Raw genomic sequence first — 19,400 nt, 5'->3', positions numbered from 1 at the left:
TCACGAAGCATTGGAACAAGCTCATAAAGGTCGCATGCACATCATGGGCATTATGTTAGATACCATTGCTGAACCTCGTAAACAAATGTCCCAATACGCTCCACGTATTATTACAATGAAAATTGATCCAGATAAGATTCGCGATGTAATCGGTTCTGGCGGTAAAGTAATTCGTGGTATCATCGATGAGACAGGTGCAAAAATTGATATCGAAGATGATGGTACAGTGTTCATTGCTTCTGTAGACCAAGAAGGTGCTGCTAAAGCTCAACAAATTATTGAAAACCTTACTAAAGAGGTTGAAGTAGGGGAAGTATACCTTGGTAAAGTAACTCGTTTGATGGCATTTGGTGCTTTCGTAGAAGTACTACCAGGTAAAGAAGGTCTTGTACACATTTCCAAACTTGCAAAAGAACGCGTTGAAAATGTAGAAGATGTAGTAAATGTAGGCGATGAGATTATGGTAAAAGTTATCGAAATTGATAAACAAGGCCGTATCAACTTATCCCGTAAGGATTGTTTAAAATAAGAGGTGTTACATGGATATTCGTGGCTTTGAAGTAGTTTCTGCTTTTGAAGAACAAGATATCAATTTACCAACCCGTAAAACAACAGAAAGCGCAGGTTATGATATTGAATGCGCTGAAGCTGTTACATTAGAACCAGGCCAAGTCGTATTAGTGCCAACAGGTATCAAAGCTTTCATGGCATATGATGAATACCTTGCTATCCACATTCGTTCTAGCATGGCTATTAAACGCCATTTAGCACTTGTAAATAGCACTGGCATCATCGACAGTGATTACTATAATAATGAGGACAACGAAGGTCATATCATGATTGCCCTCCTAAACTTTGGCAACGAAACCGTTACTCTTGAAAAAGGCGAACGTGTTGCCCAAGGTATTTTCTCTAAATACCTTATCACTAACGATGACGATGCTACAGGCATTCGTACAGGTGGTATCGGTAGCACTGGTGCTATGTAAACTACATACAATTCTGAATAGAATGGTGAAAGCCGCTCAACTTACGTTGGGCGGCTTTTTTATGTATGAGAAATAATTAGTACATTAACTTAAAGCATACATTGACATTAAAACATTTAAATCATATAATTTATTCATGTAGTATTCATGAATAAATTATGAATTAGAAAGTGTGTTTGGGTGTACATTTTATATGGGAAAACGATTTTTACGTTATGAAGTTGATGATATTGGAAAAAGAAATACAAATAAATTTAGTTATAGAGCTAGAGTTTTAGAGGGGAAATTAAGCACTGCTGATGGTTATACTAGAAAACGCGTATATATCAATAATAGGTACTCTTCAAAAACTAAAATAAATATAGATCATGTAGTGCCTATTGATTCGATTTTATCTAGATATGGTAATTATCTTGATAAATCTGATTTAAAGGAGATTATTGTAAGAGATAGTAATTTAGTAGCTACTAGTGAGCGGCTTAATAAAGCAAAGGGTGCTAAATCAAATTTTCAATATATAGTTGACAATATTGATCATCCAGAAATGGATATTACTACAGCAACAAGTATGTTATTACATCAAACTTATGCTGAAATTGATATTAATTCTGCAGCAATACAAAAGATAATAAGCAAAAAGGTAAGTGAATCACAGAATATTTTAATTGAAAAATCTCAAATAAATAAGTTTATTAATAATAAATCTAAAAGCAAATCTTTAATAAGAAAAAATAATAGTGTTAAGTCAGATGATAATCAACAATCTGAAGTAACTGAACTAATGCTTTATAGTACAGCTATAAGTTCGGTAGAAATACTTTATCGTAGTTATAATGGTGAGTTATCTAAAACTGAAGCTGCTAAAGAAATTGTTAAAGAAACAGGTATCATGATTGGATCTGCTGTAATAGATGAAATGCTAGTTGAAATCGGTAAAGCTTTAGAGAACAAAGGTATTAATAATGCATCTGATTATTTTAGATTACAAACATTTACAACAACCATTAATTCTGCAATTAGTATTATTAAATATATAAATGCTGATATTGATGGTTACCAATGTATTAATAGTTTAATATTTAATCTAATTAAAGCTCCAATATATTCTATTGCATATGCTGTAGGTGGGCCTTTGGCAGCACTTATAACTACTTCAATTGTATCTAAAATTCAAGTCAAGGTAAGTTCATGGATAAACGAATGGCAAACAGAGCTAAAGCTTTCAAAGCAACAAATGAAACGATATGATAAGCTTCTTGAAGATTTTAATAATAAAATTCAATCTGATCGAACCATTATTAATGAGTATATTCAAAAGAAAAATCATTCATATAACTCATTTGTATTAAAAGGATATTATAATTTATGTCAAAGTATAAAATCTAATGATATTAATGGTGTAACAAATAGCTTAAATCAGATTTTAACGTATTTTGATAAAGAGATTTTATTTGAAAACTTGGATATATTTGATGAATTTTTCTTTGATAATAATAAAGTTTTAAAAATTTAGGGAGATACTATTATGTTGTTTATTTTAGCACCTGCAGTTGCCGTTGCATTAGGAGTTGCTTGTAAAAATATTGATAAAAGTATAGAGTTGGATGAAAAAGCTGTAAACCGTCTAAGAAAGGCATATAGTTTGCAGCATATGAGTAAAGTTAAAATCGAAAATGCTTTAGAAAATCATGATAAAGCATTAGCTAAATTATTAACTAGAAAAGTATCTATTACACAATATTCATTAAAACCTTTTATTGATGTATTTAATAAAATTATAAAGATAGAATTAGATGATAATTCAATCGAAAACTCTAAAATGGAAATAACATTTCCTAAAGAAAAATATGGGAATCTTATGATCGATCATAATATCGTTATAAAGCCATTTACAGGTAAAGAAGCTTTAGTAAGTCTTTTAAAAGGTGGTTTGCCAGGGCTGATGGTAGATGATTCTAAAAGGAATATGACGATAGCTGGTAAACATTTACGGATAGCTGAATCCTATGCTAATAACGCAGAAAATATTTGCACCATGACTGAACATATTATACAAGAGGCTAATAAAGTATCTGATCTTTTAGGTGCATTGAACGTTATTTTACTAAGGGCTATAAAGAATTCAAATGATTTGATTAATGAACGAGGATTTAATAAATATAACTACTCTGAAGAGGATAGAGAAATTCTAAAAAATACAATAAATATTGCAAAAGCAATAAAAGATATTATTGATAGTCCCGTATTAGATGATGAAGGTATTATAAATAATCAGCTTAAGGAATGTTATTGCTTTGCAAAGAATTTTTATATGAGACTTAACGAGGGAATATAATGAGAAGTGTTAGTGTTGACAAAGATAAGTGTGTAGCTTGTGGAGCCTGTTTGTCATGTACAGAATATTTTTATGATGGAGATGATGGTAAGGCATGTACATATAAAAGTAAATTAATAACAGATGATCATATAGCTTTAATTGAGGAATTAATATTATTATGTCCTGTAAATGCTATTCTTTTACTAGAAAATAGTAAGAGAACTAATATTGATAAAGTTTTTAAAGATTTGAGAAAAGACTTGTTAGAGTGCTTAGTAAAATATAGGAGTTTTTCAGAGTTTAAATATGAACGTGATAAATATAAATTAGAACACCCTATTACACCAAATTATTATGGTTCTGATTATGTATATAGCAGTCATAGCAAAGCACAAAATGCTGGATTAGAAGAGTTTGATAGATATGTTTATAGTCAATATAGAAAGATATTAGTTGAATTATTTGTTCAATATAAAATGGATAAAATTTACCCTTTTTATGACTTATCAAAAAATAGTATGATTGATAATCTATTAAAAAAAATTGAGAATATTTTTGATCAGTATTCAGGAGATATTAACTCCTACTATAAACAAAATCTTATACCACCTAATTTTGGTAAGTTATCAATTGATTTTGATGATGATATGATAAAAAGCGATTATAAAAGTTTAAGTGAATTTGAAAATAGAAGTACTTGTTCAGGGGTCTGGGCAGAATTTAAATCTGGATCGTATAGTAGTTTAAGCTCATATAAGTCCTATATAGACTATGATGATTTTGAACAATATGTTGGTAGTGGTTTATTTGGAGATAAATATAAAACTGTTTATTGTCATAAAGGTTTATCAGAGGTTATCTCAGAATTTCATCGTGATATACAACAAAGTATGAGTTATGTTGATTTAGATGATTCTGCTGCACATTGTGTAAATCTTTTCATTAGGGCTTTAAATTCTACTATTATAAAAATGATAAATAATAAAATTATTGACTTAGAGAGACTAATAAATTATAAGTCTAATAGTTTTGATGATATAAAAGAAGCGTGTCAAAGAAAAACATGGCCTTCAGAAATATTTGAATCAATTACTGGAAAATTGTAATAAGTAAATAGTATAAAACTGCTAGCTTTTTCATTTTAATTTCCATATATTACCTAAATTAATTAGAAAATAGTCTGTGTGAAACAGACTATTTTTTTTATAATTGACTTGATTAATGCTAGATTATACTTGATAAATTATATATATTTACTTCTCTCTGTGGTATCATAATATTTATATATGATAAGGAGGCTATTATGGCAATTAGCAAAGAAATACAAAAATCTAGCGAAATGAAGTTTGATGGTAAACTAATCAAAGTTACTTATGATATAGCTGATGTAAATGGTAATGAAGCGTGGCGTGAGGTTGTTCATCATCCTGGTGCTACAGCTATTGTGGTTGTTACTGAAGATAATAAGATTGTAATGGAACGTCAGTTCCGTTATGCTTTGCAACAGCCTTTGCTTGAAATTCCAGCAGGTAAACTAGATCCTAATGAAGAGCCTCTAAACTGTGCTAAACGTGAGTTAGCAGAGGAAACAGGGTATCGTGCCAACCAATGGATTTCATTAGGTACTATTGCAACAAGCCCTGGTTTCTGTAATGAAGTACTACATTTGTATTTAGCAAAAGACCTTACGATGGGCGAAACTAATTGGGATCCAGACGAATATGTGGAACTTGAGTATTTTACTTTACCTGAATTATTAGAGGCTATCAAGGCGGAGCAAATTAAGGATAGCAAATCTTTGGCAGCCCTTATGCTAGCAATGCCGTACCTCAAATAATATTACATAATAGGAGGATATATGTTTAAACGAATTATCCTATTAGTTATGGACTCTGTTGGTATTGGTCATGCCGTGGATGCTGCAAAATTTGGTGATGAAGGTTCTAATACATTAGGTCATATTGAATCAACAGCTGGTAAAATTTATTGCCCAAATTTGAAATCTTTAGGACTAGGACATATTGCCGATATTGCAGATACCGGTGAAAGCATTAACGGTGCTTTTGGTCGCATGGCAGAGCTCAGCACTGGTAAAGATACAACAAGTGGTCATTGGGAGATGATGGGGCATCCTGTTACGGTTCCATTCCCAACCTTTTACGAAGGTTTTCCAAAAGAATTAATGGATACTTTCACAAAGGAAACGGGCTATGGTTATTTAGGTAATGAAGTTGCATCTGGTACAGAAATTATTGAACGTTTAGGGGCTGAACATATTAAAACAGGTAAGCCTATCGTATATACGTCAGCCGATTCGGTATTTCAAATTGCAGCCCATGAGGATGTGATTCCTTTAGATGAACTATATCGTATATGCCAAATTACCCGTGATAAGGTTTGCGTTGGAGATTACTATGTAGGCCGTATTATCGCACGCCCATTTGTAGGTGAACTTGGTAGTTTTGTACGCACATCTAACCGTCATGACTATAGTCGCATGCCAGAGAAAAAAATGGTACAACAAGAGTTACAAGATGCGGATGTTCCAACTGTAGCAGTCGGTAAAATTGGAGATATTTATGCGCATGTTGGTTGGGATGAAAGTTATCCTACAAAATCTAATGCCCATGGCATGAATATGGTTCCGTATCTATTAGGGGCTACATTTGATTACGGTCTTATGATGGTTAATCTTGTTGAGTTTGATAGCCTTTACGGTCATCGCAGAAATGTAGAAGGCTATAAACGTGCTATTGAAGATTTTGATTACCAACTTGGTGGTTTAATACCAATGCTCAATGATGACGATTTATTGCTTATTACTGCGGACCATGGTAATGATCCAACCTGGAAGGGAACAGATCATACCCGTGAATTAGTACCTATTCTTGGATATAGTCCACGAATGAATGGGCCTATAGACCTCGGCGATAGAAAAAGTTTTGCAGACATTGGGGAAACAGTTTTAGAAAACTTTGGTTTAAAACAATGGGGCATTGGAACATCGTTTTTAGAGAAACTTAGTAAATAATTTTCTCATATGTTTTTAGTATATTTAGGTTTAGAATACTATATTGCTACTTATGTACGACAATAACATAATTTCGAAATAATAAATATAATATGCTATATATGAGATACTACCAGTTAAAAATAAATAGTTTTAACTGGTAGTATCTTTAAAATAGATAGTTAAATCATAAAAAGACCAACTTATGTACATCATAAGTTGGTCTTTTTTTTCTTTATAGAAGTATATTTCTTATTTAATTATAGCAATCCTTTACTTTCCATCATTTCTTTAATATTTAGTAAAGTAGATTTACAAACTACATCATATTCTAGTGTACTTAAGAAATCTGCAAATTTTTTATCATCTTCATTTTTACAGTTTTCATAAGGTATCTTACCATTTTGTTGATATGGTTCTAGAATCCGATTTCGTCGGTGCTTCCACGTATTGTAATAAGGACCTTTAAATTTTGTCATAAAGCCATTGCTATCGACTAATACAAAGCCTTCAGACTCATGAAATGAATTAAGTTCCTCATTCATGATGGTTTCTAGTTCGCCCATAGTATTAACTAGTTGAATTGTTTTCACAATAGATATCAATGGTATGTCATATTTCTTAAGGATGGAGTCTAGTTCTGCTAGTCGTTCCCTAGAAAAAGATACATCAATATGCTTACCATTTACATCTAATGTATTTTGAATCATATCAAGTACATAAAGATGATCTTGGTCGTATTTAATAATATGAGTATCCTCTTGGCTAATGACTTCGAACATCATAGAGCAGTTATTACGCTTTAATAGTTCTTTAATTTCTTCTTGTAAGACTTCAGGTAATTTTTGGAATAAATCTTTAAACAAATCTACATGCATACCTTCTGTAGTAGATTTAGATGCAAAAACTAGTTCATCCTTGATAACACTAAGGATAGCAAGGTATCCATTTTCTTTAGTTCGAATTTCAACAGGGAAGAAGAGTGTGTTAGCTAAATTATTTAACTCTGTTTCTGGCCTCTCATTGAGATTAAAGAATTTATTATAACTACGTAATTTCACATCTCCTGTTAAGCGATCTACAAATAATCCTCGCGCTTGTACGGTACTTTCGTTCCATAGTCGTTTATGGAATACACGAGAGGTGAAATTCAAGGAGTATAGGTTAGGGGAGCATTTTTTTACTTTTACTAATTTAGAATTCCCTAAAATATTAATATCTTCATTTTGTGTGTAGATAAGATGTTGTGTCATGTTTTGGTATTCATGGCGCATGTAATCTTTATCGTACACATCATTTTTAATACCACTTTTAGTAAATGCATCTGCAGTAATATCAATGTATTTAAGCTCTCCACCAAATTCTACTTCTCCTTCTAAACAGAAGGAATATGTACCATCGGGAACACCGCGATGACCATGAATTTGAATAAAGTTTTGACACATACCTTTTTCGTAATTAGCATCATATATTTTAGCAATATCTGTTTCGTAAGCTCCAAAACCATTAATAAAGGTAGAGGTAGCTATAAAGGTCATATTAGGTACATAGGAAAGACCACCATGGGATACTAAATATTTCTTGCCATGGAAACTAAATGGATAACATTGACGAAGTGATTTATAAAAGAGGCGTAATTCTCGTTGAAGAGATTCAACTTCTTTTTTAGTCATATCTTTTATGATAGGTGCTACTACTTCTTTCATAAATCGTTTGGAACGATCTAAATTTGTATTGAAAGCAAAGTTTGCGATATGTCGTTCGTGATTACCTTCTAACATAATAGTATTAGGCAATGTACTAAGACGCATCATTTTGTACATCATTTCTTTATTTTCAATACCGCGTTCCAAATAGTCACCACAAAAGATGTAAAGTGTTTTTTCATCCCAAGGTGAGATAGCTTGTTGTAATGCCGTGTAACAACCGTGAATATCACCAATGATACGCACTCGTTCATATTGATTTGTCAAATCTACGGTAAAGTAATTGTTGATTTCATCGATAGAATTTATTTTCTTACAAAACTTTGGTAATGGTGTTGTCTTAATCACCTTGTGCATACGGTGAATGACTTGCTCCGGTACTCGTTTGTAATCTGTACGTTCTGCATTACGAGCCAAGCATTCTTCTAGTGATGTATCTGGTTCGTAGTAATATACAGTATATTTATATTTGTTAAGCAATTCTTTATATGCATTAACAGCTTTAGATGTAGTGTGGGTAGCATCTAAAACGACAAAGTCGCCATTGCTCATTCGTTTTTCTAAGCAATCTAGGAGGAGCTCCCAGGCCGGACCATTATCCTCTTGTGAAATATACCAACCGTCCTCACCAAGAGAAGGGCTGCGTAATAGCATACGGAAATGATCGGCTTCTAAGGTGTAAGCCTCAAGATTGTTGTCACGAATCCACTGAGACTTACCACTAGCAGGAGCACCACGCATTAATAATAGTGTTCTCATAGTAATAGTCCTCTAATCTGCCCATAGGGCGTAATAAAATATAACTGTATAAAAAACGAAAAGAATATTATTGAAAAATTGAAAAAAGCATAAAAAAAACAGTCTCAACGGATATCCGAGAGACTGTCTTACTTGCTTTAGAAATTATAAAGCGTTTACTTTAGCTGCAAGGTTGGATTTTTTGCGAGCTGCAGTGTTTTTATGAAGTACACCTTTGGAGGCTGCTTTATCAATTACGCTAGTAGCATGAACAAGTGCTTGTTTTGCTTCTTCTACTGCGCCTGCTTGAACAGCTTCAACGGTTTTACGAGCTGCTGTACGGATTTGAGATTTTACAGCGGCGTTTTTCGCACGACGTTCAGCATCCGTTTTTACGCTTCTAATACTGGATTTAATGTTTGGCAATTGAGTCACCTCCTTAAAAATCGTTTCTTATACCTGAATGATTATATCATACCGCATATTGATACGCAAGGACTTTTCAGCCCAATATTTTCCTTATTAATATGAAGTATAAAACATTTCTACTGCTTATTAACTATACCATATAAGCCTATTTTATGAAATCAAGATTATTAATATATTAGCCAATATTGTAATTACTTAATTATGTTGATTTTAAAAGTTAGTTGGCTCCCTTATGTTATAATAAAGGATAGAATTAAGTGAGGTGTCTTATGAAAAAATTAATGATTATAGATGGCAGTAGTTTGTTATTCCGTGCATTCTTTGCATTACCACCGTTGAAGTCTGCTTTAGGTACTCCAACGAATGCGGTGTACGGTTTCTTAACAATGCTCATTAAATTGTACGAAGAAATCAATCCTGATTATATTGCTGTAGCCTTTGATAAAGGTCGTCAGACATTCCGTACAGAAATGTATAGCGAATATAAAGGTAATCGTCCAGATGCACCAGAGGATTTACGACCTCAATTTAGCCTTATTCAAGATGTATTAAAAGCGTTGGGCATTTGTGTTATCGAAGAAGAAGGTTTTGAAGGGGATGATATCCTCGGATCTTTGAGTAAGAAATTTGGCACTTCTGATATGGCTGTTCAAATTATTACTGGTGACCGTGATAACCTTCAACTCGTAACAGAACATAGTCATGTTTTCTTAACTAAAAAAGGCATTTCTGACATGTTAGAGGTTACTCTTGATAACATGGAGGAACTCTATGGTTATGGCCCAGATAAGGTTATCGAAATGAAAGCTCTTATGGGGGATTCTTCCGATAACATTCCAGGTGTACCAGGTGTAGGTGAAAAAACGGCTCTTAAATTGATTACAGAATACGGTAATCTTGAGTCTGTATATGACCATATTGAAGATATTTCTGGTAAGAAATTAAAAGAGCGACTCATTGAAAATAAAGACTTAGCGTTCTTATCTCGTGAGTTAGCTACCATCAAAACGGATATGGACTTATCTTACAAGGTAGAAGACTTTGTGCAAAATTTCCATACTTCTGAGGTACAGCCTTTATTTGAAACTCTTGGTTTTACTAAATTAACACCTAGAATTGTACAAGTAATGGGCGGAGAGGAAGCAGCTTTTGGTGACCCAGGCTCTCTTTTTGCACCACAAGAGGAAATTTCTCTAGACGATTTAGCTGATGCTAAGGCTCTAACTCCTGACTTCTATACAGATAAAACAGTAGCAGTTCATGTTGTGCTCGATGGAAAAACTCCATTTAGAACAATCGAGACTACCTATCTTTCTAATGGTGATACTATCGTTAAAACAAATGATACAAAGGCTGTTCTAGCAGTATTACAAGGGGCTAAGGCCATTGTTACTACTCAAACAAAAGAACTAATAGAAGCATTAGGTAAAGAGTCACCAGCTGAAATCTCTTTGTTTAATGATGATAACACTGCACGTATCCATGATATGTCTCTTCTAGCATACTTGTTAGATCCAACACGTACTAACTATGGTTATCTATATTTAACGGAACGTTTCTCTGTGCCTAGCATTGCTAGCGGTAGCGTAGATGTAGAGTGCGTATCTATGGTGAAAGCTTTACTTGCTATGAATGATGTAGCTTGTGAATCTGCTCGACGTGAAGAGTTATGGTCTTTATATGAAACTATTGAGTTGCCATTGATTCATACATTAGTAGTAATGGAGAAAAATGGTATATATATTGATACAAATAAGCTGGCTGAAACGACATCTCGCTTTAAAGATGAATTAGCCCAAGTACAACAAGAGATTTATGATCTTGCTGGTGAAACTTTCAACATAAACTCTCCAAAACAGTTGGGGGTCATCTTGTTCGAAAAGATGAACTTGCCAGTTATTAAGAAAACTAAGACTGGATATTCTACAGATGCTGAAGTACTTGATATGCTACGTAATGAGAGTCCAATCGTGGAAAAAATCTTGGCATACCGTTCTGTAGCAAAATTAGTATCTACCTATTGTGAAGGATTAGCAGTCCTTATTAATGATAAGACTAAGCGTATTCATACTACCTTTAATCAAATGGTTACGGCTACAGGGCGTCTTAGTTCCTCTGATCCTAACTTACAAAACATTCCTGTTCGTACCGAAAAAGGCCGTGAAATTCGTGCCTTATTCTATCCAGGTGCAGGGTATGACACATTAGTGAGTGCCGATTATTCTCAAATTGAGTTACGTATTTTAGCACATCTTTCTGGCGATGAAGCGTTGATTAAAGCTTTCGTTGATGGTAAGGATATTCATCGCTTTACTGCAGCAGAGGTACTAGGTAAATCTCAAGATGAGGTAACAAGCGAAGAGCGTTCTCATGCAAAGGCTATTAACTTTGGTATTATTTATGGTATTTCTGACTTTGGCTTATCTCGCGACCTTGGTATCACACGGGGAGAAGCTAAAAACTATATTGACTTATACTTTAGCCGTTATCCTAAGGTTAAAGAGTACATGGATCGTATGGTTCAGGAGGCCCATGAAACTGGTAAGGTTCGCACTATGTTCGGCCGTCAACGCGAACTTCCTGATATTAATAGCCGCAACTTTAACCGTCGTTCCTTTGCTGAACGTACGGCGATGAATACACCAATTCAAGGTACTGCTGCAGATATTATCAAGTTAGCAATGAACCAAGTTGAGCAAAAGCTAGAGGAAGGAAACTTTAAATCTCGACTTTTATTACAAGTACATGACGAACTTGTATTAGAAGTAGTGAATGAAGAATTAGACGCAGTTGAAGAATTATTGCGTTCTACAATGCAATCTGTAGTAGAATTACAGGTTCCTCTTATTGTAGATGTGCATCATGCTGAGAACTGGGCATTGGTAAAATAGTTTAATTGATAGTATTACGTGTTAGAAGGTATATATGTTTAAAATAGGCTTAACTGGTGGTATTGCATCAGGCAAGAGTACAGTCCTTACCTATTTTAAGGACAAAGGAATACCCTATATCGATGCTGATATTGTAGCTCGTGAAGTAGTGGAGCCGGGGACTGAGGGCTTACAAGCTATTGTAGAGACCTTTGGTTCTAATGTTTTACATGCTGACGGCACACTCAATCGTGAAGCGCTTGGTGCTATAGTCTTTCACAATGAAGAAAAACGACAATTATTAAATAGCTGTCTAAAAACACATATACGCAATCGTATTATGGAGTTGACATCTCAATATGAACAAGGAAATACGCCAATTTTAATCTATGATATTCCATTACTCATCGAAGGGGAATGGTATACCATGATGGATGAGGTGTGGCTCGTATATGTGAATGAAACGACTCAAATCGAACGTTTAATGAGTCGTAATGGATATACGAGAGAGGATGCCCTTGCTCGTATTAATAGTCAAATGCGGCTTGATGATAAACGTGCCTATGCAGATATAATCGTTGATAATAATGGTACGCCTCATGATTTAACAGTACAGTTGAATACTATTTGGAATGAGCGTATAGAGACAGTTTTACAAGAATCAAAATAATTACCTATTATGTACTAAAATTGGTATATAAAAATTAGTATTAAATGGTATAATAAGCCCATAAAATTTTATATAATAGTAACCTACCATTTGGTGTATTACTATATTGTACCGATATCAAAATCGGATAAAGATTGTGTAAGGAAAGGGGGATATATGAAACGTGCAACGGCAACGGCGCTATCGTGCGTCGTACTTGGGTGGTTTTATTTTACTCATTTAGATGATCCTATAGCGCGTCAAGTGGCGTACCCCTTTAACTATAGAGATGTAGTGATGGCTGCAGCTGATAAGGAACAAGTACCACCTTCCTTAGTGGCTAGTGTTATCTTAGCTGAAAGTAAATATAAGAATACTGCGGAATCTGAAACCGGCGCTCTTGGATTGATGCAACTTATGCCAGATACAGCGCGATGGGTAGCTCAACAAGTTGGACATGGAAACTATACAGATCGCCAGTTAAAAGAGCCGGAAACTAATATTGAGTTAGGTACATGGTACCTAGGTCATTTGTTAAAGGAATTTAATGGTGATGAGGTGCAGGCGTTAGCTGCGTATAATGCGGGACGTGGCCATGTTGAATCCTGGCTTAATGAGAATAAATGGAATGGCATGGTTGATACTATACCATTTCCAGAAACACGTAGCTATGTAAAAGCTGTTTTACAGTATCAACAGAAATATGAGGCATTATATGGAAACGATTATTGAAGCTTGTAAAGCATTAGATTATTCATGGTTGCCTCAGCAGATTGGGGGATTTACCTTAGTAGCATCCAATGAATCTGATTACACTGCGCTACTTGAACGCCTTACAGCAGGTGAAGAGGTATTAAAGGTACCTATTTTCCATTATCAAAATGATCTAGGGTGGCGATGGTCTGCCTTATATGATAAAGAGGTAGAGGACTATACGGTTCATATTGAAATGCCACTCTTTTCCTTTGTGGATATTTCGTTTGTACGGGCTGATTTAGAGTCGTTCTGGAAGGGGTTACAAGATCGATGTGTCAAAGGTTTAACTAATATGTTAATCGAGCCAGCGAATAACTTTACCTTTACGTATCGTCGCCGAGGAATACCTGAATGGGATTTTTCCGAGGTTATGCCTAAAGAACTGGAAGGCTTTGTATGTGATATTGATCCAGCTCATGCAATCCGGATGATTAATGGTTCTTTTATTATCGGTGAGTATCGTAAGATGGACGAATGTACAGGATTATTGCTATATTATAACGAATTGCGAGATGAATACTTTGCAGAACTTCGTTATAAAAATTATCCTGAAATAGACCATCACCTAGATGCTAAAAATTTAGATGATTTAACTGCAGTTCTACGTGAACATTTGGGTCCTATATTAAAAGGCCTAAATGAACGCAAAGACTAAGGATAATCATTATATATGACTATGCTATTTTTTGAGTTATTTTATATTCATATGAAATAATCTAAGTGGGAATGTTTGGTTAAAGCCCATAAGAAAGCGTAGAATTTGTATATACACAGCAAATGTGATATACTATATATGACTTTTATATAAATCTTTTAAAAGAGTGGGCTTATGTCCACTCTTTCATTTATGATTAGCCTAATTAAGGTATTTGAAAAAAAGAGATATATACAAGATGTAGTAATGAAGGAGGCGATGGCTATGAAGAGAGAAGCAGTAGAGGAATTTGTATCCTCTGTAGTTGAAGGTATTATAGCCGGCACCGAAATGGAACTAGTCGATGTAGATTACGTTCGTGAACGCGATTGGTATTTGCGTGTCTACCTTGATAAACCAGGTGGTGTAGATTTGGATGATTGTCAGATGGTTAGCGAAAAACTAAGTGCTGTCCTCGACGAAAAGGATCCAATTACGGAAAACTATTTATTGGAAGTATCTTCTCCAGGCCTAGATCGAGTTCTTAAGAAGGATAAGGACTTGATTCGCTATAATGGTCGTGATGTTGATATTCAGCTATTTAAACCGATTAATGGCAGTAAACAATTTACTGGTGCATTAGAAGGTTTTACAGACACAACTATCGATTTTACTATCAATGGTGAAAGTATGACATTCGAACGGTCTGCCATTGCACAAATTCGATTACATCTTGATTTTTAATATATGGAGGCATACGAGTGAGTCAAGAATTAATTCAAGCGGTAATGGTGCTTACAAAGCAAAAAGGTTTTGCTCCTGAGGTTATTTTTGAATCCTTAGAGGCTGCATTGTTGCAAGCATATCGCAAAGAACCAACATCTAATCCAGATGCTTACGTTGTGATTGACCGCGAAACAGGCGTTTATAAAGTAATGGCTAAAAAACAAGTGGTAGAAACTGTAGAATTGCCAGAAACAGAAATTAGCTTGTTAGAAGCTCGCAAAATTGACAAACGTTTTGAAATTGGTGACGTAGTAGAAGTTGATGTTACTCCAGCTAACTTTGGCCGTAGTGCTGCCCATACTGCAAAACAAATGCTTATTCAACGTTTGAAAGAGGCTGAACGCAGCGTAGTATATGAAGAATACTATAGTCGTGAAGGCGATATCATCACTGGCGTTATTACACGTGTAGAAGGTAAAAATGTGTTTATCGACTTAGGTAAAACAGAAGCTATTTTACCTCCTACAGAACAAATTGCTAGCGAAACATATCGCGAAGGGGATCGTATTAAATGCTATATCGTAGAGGTTAAGAAAACTACGAAGGGCCCTCAAATCATGATTTCCCGTACACATCCTGGTTTATTGAAACGCCTCTTTGAATTAGAGGTGCCAGAAATTTATGAAGGTGTAGTAGAGCTTAAATCCGTAGCTCGTGAGCCTGGTATGCGTTCCAAAATTGCTGTATACAGTCGCGATGAAAACGTTGATCCAGTAGGTGCTTGCGTAGGTCCTAAAGGTCAACGTGTACAACATATCGTTGATGAATTACACGATGAAAAAATTGATATCGTTAAATGGGATGAAGATCCAGCAATTTATATCGCTAACTCCTTGAGTCCAGCAAAGGTTGTATCTGTTGATGTAAGTGAAGAAGAAAAATCCTCTTACGTTGTAGTTCCTGATTACCAATTATCCTTGGCAATTGGTAAAGCTGGTCAAAATGCTCGATTGGCAGCCAAATTAACTAACTGGAAAATCGATATTAAGAGTGAAACTCAAGCAGCTGAAGAACCTTTTGCAGGTTTCGGAAATGCTGAGGACGGTGAATAGTCATGAAACCGAAATCCCAACCTATGCGCACATGCGTAGGATGTGGTGAGCCTAAGGCGAAACGTGAATTAATTCGCGTAGCCTTAAGTCCAGATGGCAATATCAGTATTGACCGTACTGGAAAAGCACCGGGGCGTGGAGCGTATTTATGTGAGTCCATGTCATGCTTTGAGCAAGCCTATAAGGCTAAGCGATTAGAACGGTCATTAAAGCATAGTGTATCGAAAGAAATATACGAAGCATTACAACGTGATTTACAAGAGAATGAGTAATCACTGATATACATGAATGAAGATAAAATTTTAAATCTCTTAGGATTAGCACAACGAGCTGGCAAGGTTATTTCTGGTGACTTTATCGTAGAAAAAGCCATGAAGAGAAAGGAACCTAAACTAGTCCTTCTCGCTGGCGATTGTGCATCCAATAATGAAAAGAAATATAATCAATTAGCAGAAACACATCATATCCCACTTCGTAGCATTGGTACTAAAGAAACTTTAGGAACTGCTATTGGTAAAGAGGTTCGGGTAGTGGTCGCAGTACTAGATGATGGATTTGCAAAGGCGTTACTAAAAGAGATTGATCGATAATAAGGGGGTATGTAGATGTCCAAAAAGCGCGTTCATGAAATCGCCAAAGAGTTTGGCGTAGAAAGTAAGCAGGTCATTTCTATCTTGCAACAACATAATATTAATGTTACAAAAGCAGTAAACTCTGTAGATGATTCAGGCTATGATATTGTTAAAAAACAATTAAGTAAGAAAGCTGAAGCACCTAAAGCTACACAAAAGGTAGAACAAAAATCTGCTCCAACAGCAGCACATAAACAAGAGGCTGCACCACATAAACAACAAAATCCAAATCGTTCTAACGAATACAAAAAGGATAATCATAAACAAGGTGGTCAAAAACAAGACGATCAATCTAAACAAAACGACCATAAAAAGGGCAATGTACGTCATGTACAAATCTCTGAGCCTACACGTAAATCCGAAGGTAACCAACAATCTGGTGACCGCACTAATAACCGCCCTAACAATAACAGAAATAATGATAATCGTAATAACGGTCGCCCTAATGATGCTCGTAATAACGATAATCGCAATAACGACAATCGAAACAATGATAACCGCAATTCTAATAACAATGATCGTCGTAACAAGAAGAATAAAAAAGGTGGCAATAACCGCCCTCAATCCTTGTTATCTACATCTATGCAAAAGAAAAAGAATCGCGTAAAACATCGTAACGAACAATACTTACAACAAAAAGCTGAAGCTGAACGTAAGGCTGAAGCAGCGATTGCTACAGAAATCGAATTATCTGGTCCTTTAACTGTTAAGGAACTAGCTGAAAAGATGGGCCGTGAAGTATCTGAAATCATCAAAAAATTGATGCTTTTAGGTGTTATGGCTAGCATTAACCAAGAGGTTGATGTTGATACAGCTACAATCGTAGCTGAAGAGTTTGGTGTAACTGTAACAGAAGTAGAACCTGAAGAAGATCCAACAGATGTTATTGAAATTGAAGATGCACCAGAAACATTGAAACCTCGTCCTCCAGTTGTTACTATCATGGGTCACGTTGACCATGGTAAAACATCCTTGTTGGACGTAATTCGTCAAACTAATGTAACAGCTGGCGAAGCAGGTGGTATCACTCAACATATCGGTGCATACCAAGTTCGTTATAACGACAATAAAATTACATTCCTTGATACTCCAGGTCATGAAGCGTTTACAGCTATGCGTCTTCGTGGTGCTAAATCTACAGATATTGCTGTTCTTGTAGTAGCTGCTGATGATGGTGTAATGCCTCAAACTATTGAAGCCATAAACCATGCTAAATCTGCTGATGTACCAATTATTGTTGCTATCAACAAAATGGATAAACCAGGTGCTAACCCAGACCATGTTAAACAACAATTGGCTGAACATGGACTTTTACCAGAAGAATGGGGCGGCGATGTAATCATGGTTCCAGTATCTGCTAAACAAAAACAAGGTATCGACGATTTGCTCGAAAATATCTTGCTTGTAGCAGAAGTTATGGAATTGAAAGCGAACCCTAACCGTAAAGCGTACGGCGTAGTTATCGAGGCTCAACTTGATAAAGGCCGTGGTGCTGTATGTACAGTACTAGTACAAAAAGGTTCCCTCCGTGTAGGTGATACTGTACTTGCTGGTACAGCATATGGTAAAGTACGTGCCATGACAAATGAACGCGGTGAAAAAGTAAAAGTAGCTCGTCCTTCTATGCCAGTAGAAATCTTGGGCTTCTCTGAAGTTCCACAAGCTGGTGAAATCATCAACGGTATGGATGACAACGAAGCACGTGCAATTGCTGAAAAACGTATTGCAAAACAACGCGTCCAAGAATTACAAGCAACTCACAAGGTTACATTGGATGATATCTTCAACCAAATTCAACAAGGTGAGTTAAAAGACCTTAACATAATCATTAAAGCTGACGTTCAAGGTTCTGTAGAAGCATTACGTCAATCTTTAGAAGGCATTAAAAATCCTGAAGTACGTATTGTTATCGTTCATGCTGCAGTAGGTGCTATTAACGAATCCGATATCATGTTGGCTTCTGCATCTAATGCAATCGTAATGGGCTTCAACGTACGTCCAGATGCTAATGTTCGTCGTGCTGCAGAAAATGAAAAAGTTGACCTTCGTACATATCGCGTAATTTATGATGCTATCAATGACGTTGAGTCTGCGATGCGTGGTATGTTAGCTCCTCAATTCAAAGAGGTTGTCGTTGGTCGTGCAGAGGTGCGTCAAGTTATCTCTACACCTAAGGCTATCGTTGCTGGTTCTTATGTAACAGAAGGTCGTATTACTAACGACTCTGAAGTTCGTTTGATTCGTGATGGTATTGTCGTATTTGAAGGTAAGGTTGACTCTTTACGTCGATTCAAAGACGAAGTTAAAGAAGTTAAAACATCCTTCGAATGTGGTATTTCCTTAGAAGGTTACCGCGACATCAAGGAAGGCGACGTAATCGAAGCGTACTTGATGGAAGAAATTGCACCTCAAATTTAGGAGGTTTATATGAGTGACGTTCGTGTTAGAAAATTACAAGAATTTATCAAACAAGAGGTAAGTCAAATGTTGATGCGCGGATTGAAAGATCCACGCATCGGCTTCACTACTATTACCGATGTTCATGTAACAGGTGATTTGCGTGAAGCTACGATTTATGTCTCCTTGTTTGGTTCCGATAAGGAAAAAGAAGATACACTTATCGCTTTAAAGCATGCAGCGGGTCATATTCGTACGGAACTTGGCAAAGTACTTAAATTGCGCCATATTCCTTCTATCACATTCGATAAGGATACGTCTTTAGACTATAGCATGCATATTGAATCCCTTTTGAATGAAATCAAAAAGGACGAAGAAAAAAATTAACACAAAGGATACAGAACATGAGTAAGATTACTATTAATCAATTACATA

At 35.4% G+C, this 19,400-nt stretch carries 19 protein-coding genes; 17 read left to right on the top strand and 2 right to left on the bottom strand.

What is annotated here, in order from left to right:
- The 7 genes from QZ055_RS03260 to QZ055_RS03230 all read left to right on the top strand — a co-directional run.
- The coding region (locus QZ055_RS03260; RefSeq protein WP_295824598.1) for a S1 RNA-binding domain-containing protein at positions 1-529 on the top strand (529 nt) is incomplete at its 5' end.
- Between the two features lie 10 nt (positions 530-539).
- Positions 540-989, top strand: coding sequence for a dUTP diphosphatase (gene dut, locus QZ055_RS03255; RefSeq protein WP_295824596.1), 450 nt, complete (start codon positions 540-542; stop codon positions 987-989).
- A 193-nt stretch (positions 990-1,182) separates the two neighbouring features.
- Complete coding sequence (locus QZ055_RS03250; protein WP_295824594.1) at positions 1,183-2,502, top strand: hypothetical protein; 1,320 nt, start codon at positions 1,183-1,185, stop codon at positions 2,500-2,502.
- Between the two features lie 12 nt (positions 2,503-2,514).
- Complete coding sequence (locus QZ055_RS03245; RefSeq protein ID WP_295824593.1) at positions 2,515-3,324, top strand: hypothetical protein; 810 nt, start codon at positions 2,515-2,517, stop codon at positions 3,322-3,324.
- On the top strand, positions 3,324-4,412 hold the full coding sequence (locus tag QZ055_RS03240; protein WP_295824592.1) for a ferredoxin: 1,089 nt from the start codon (positions 3,324-3,326) through the stop codon (positions 4,410-4,412). Before QZ055_RS03245 ends, QZ055_RS03240 begins: the two co-directional genes overlap by 1 nt.
- A gap of 197 nt (positions 4,413-4,609) precedes the next feature.
- Positions 4,610-5,143, top strand: coding sequence for an NUDIX hydrolase (locus QZ055_RS03235; protein ID WP_295824591.1), 534 nt, complete (start codon positions 4,610-4,612; stop codon positions 5,141-5,143).
- A gap of 21 nt (positions 5,144-5,164) precedes the next feature.
- Positions 5,165-6,337 carry a phosphopentomutase gene (locus QZ055_RS03230; RefSeq protein WP_295824590.1) on the top strand — a complete coding sequence of 391 codons (1,173 nt, stop codon included), beginning with the start codon at positions 5,165-5,167 and terminating at the stop codon, positions 6,335-6,337.
- A gap of 239 nt (positions 6,338-6,576) precedes the next feature.
- Here QZ055_RS03230 and QZ055_RS03225 read toward each other — a convergent pair whose 3' ends face one another.
- Together QZ055_RS03225 and rpsT are read right to left on the bottom strand one after the other, a co-directional pair.
- Complete coding sequence (locus QZ055_RS03225; protein ID WP_295824589.1) at positions 6,577-8,781, bottom strand: RNA ligase; 2,205 nt, start codon at positions 8,779-8,781, stop codon at positions 6,577-6,579.
- Between the two features lie 144 nt (positions 8,782-8,925).
- Entirely contained in the window at positions 8,926-9,186 is a 261-nt protein-coding gene (gene rpsT, locus QZ055_RS03220) for a 30S ribosomal protein S20 (RefSeq protein ID WP_004692998.1), read from the bottom strand.
- A 272-nt stretch (positions 9,187-9,458) separates the two neighbouring features.
- Here rpsT and polA point away from each other — a divergent pair, with 272 nt between their 5' ends.
- The 10 genes from polA to rbfA all read left to right on the top strand — a co-directional run bounded on the left by polA (position 9,459) and on the right by rbfA (position 19,352).
- Entirely contained in the window at positions 9,459-12,080 is a 2,622-nt protein-coding gene (gene polA / locus QZ055_RS03215) for a DNA polymerase I (RefSeq protein WP_295824588.1), read from the top strand.
- A gap of 34 nt (positions 12,081-12,114) precedes the next feature.
- On the top strand, positions 12,115-12,729 hold the full coding sequence (gene coaE / locus QZ055_RS03210; RefSeq protein ID WP_295792435.1) for a dephospho-CoA kinase: 615 nt from the start codon (positions 12,115-12,117) through the stop codon (positions 12,727-12,729).
- A gap of 156 nt (positions 12,730-12,885) precedes the next feature.
- A complete protein-coding gene (locus QZ055_RS03205) occupies positions 12,886-13,440 on the top strand; it encodes a lytic transglycosylase domain-containing protein (protein WP_295824587.1) in 555 nt (184 codons plus the stop codon).
- Positions 13,424-14,119, top strand: a complete 696-nt coding sequence (locus QZ055_RS03200) for a hypothetical protein (RefSeq protein ID WP_295824585.1) — start codon at positions 13,424-13,426, stop codon at positions 14,117-14,119. Before QZ055_RS03205 ends, QZ055_RS03200 begins: the two co-directional genes overlap by 17 nt.
- 264 nt (positions 14,120-14,383) lie before the next feature.
- A complete protein-coding gene (gene rimP, locus QZ055_RS03195; RefSeq protein WP_105089540.1) occupies positions 14,384-14,842 on the top strand; it encodes a ribosome maturation factor RimP in 459 nt (152 codons plus the stop codon).
- Positions 14,843-14,859: 17 nt separating this feature from the next.
- Complete coding sequence (gene nusA / locus QZ055_RS03190) at positions 14,860-15,936, top strand: transcription termination factor NusA (RefSeq protein WP_105089094.1); 1,077 nt, start codon at positions 14,860-14,862, stop codon at positions 15,934-15,936.
- A 2-nt stretch (positions 15,937-15,938) separates the two neighbouring features.
- Positions 15,939-16,208 (top strand): RNase P modulator RnpM, encoded by a 270-nt coding sequence (locus QZ055_RS03185; protein ID WP_005386859.1) that lies wholly within the window; start codon positions 15,939-15,941, stop codon positions 16,206-16,208.
- Positions 16,209-16,220: 12 nt separating this feature from the next.
- Positions 16,221-16,526 (top strand): ribosomal L7Ae/L30e/S12e/Gadd45 family protein, encoded by a 306-nt coding sequence (locus QZ055_RS03180; protein ID WP_105089096.1) that lies wholly within the window; start codon positions 16,221-16,223, stop codon positions 16,524-16,526.
- Positions 16,527-16,541: 15 nt separating this feature from the next.
- Positions 16,542-18,986 carry a translation initiation factor IF-2 gene (infB, locus tag QZ055_RS03175; RefSeq protein WP_295824582.1) on the top strand — a complete coding sequence of 815 codons (2,445 nt, stop codon included), beginning with the start codon at positions 16,542-16,544 and terminating at the stop codon, positions 18,984-18,986.
- Positions 18,987-18,995: 9 nt separating this feature from the next.
- Positions 18,996-19,352 (top strand): 30S ribosome-binding factor RbfA, encoded by a 357-nt coding sequence (rbfA, locus tag QZ055_RS03170; protein ID WP_005386857.1) that lies wholly within the window; start codon positions 18,996-18,998, stop codon positions 19,350-19,352.
- Positions 19,353-19,400 lie beyond the last annotated feature (48 nt).

The organism is uncultured Veillonella sp. (assembly GCF_905209685.1).
GTDB lineage: Bacteria > Bacillota > Negativicutes > Veillonellales > Veillonellaceae > Veillonella.
The sequence above is the reverse complement of the archived record's forward strand: the minus strand, read 5'-3'. Positions and strand labels throughout refer to the sequence as shown.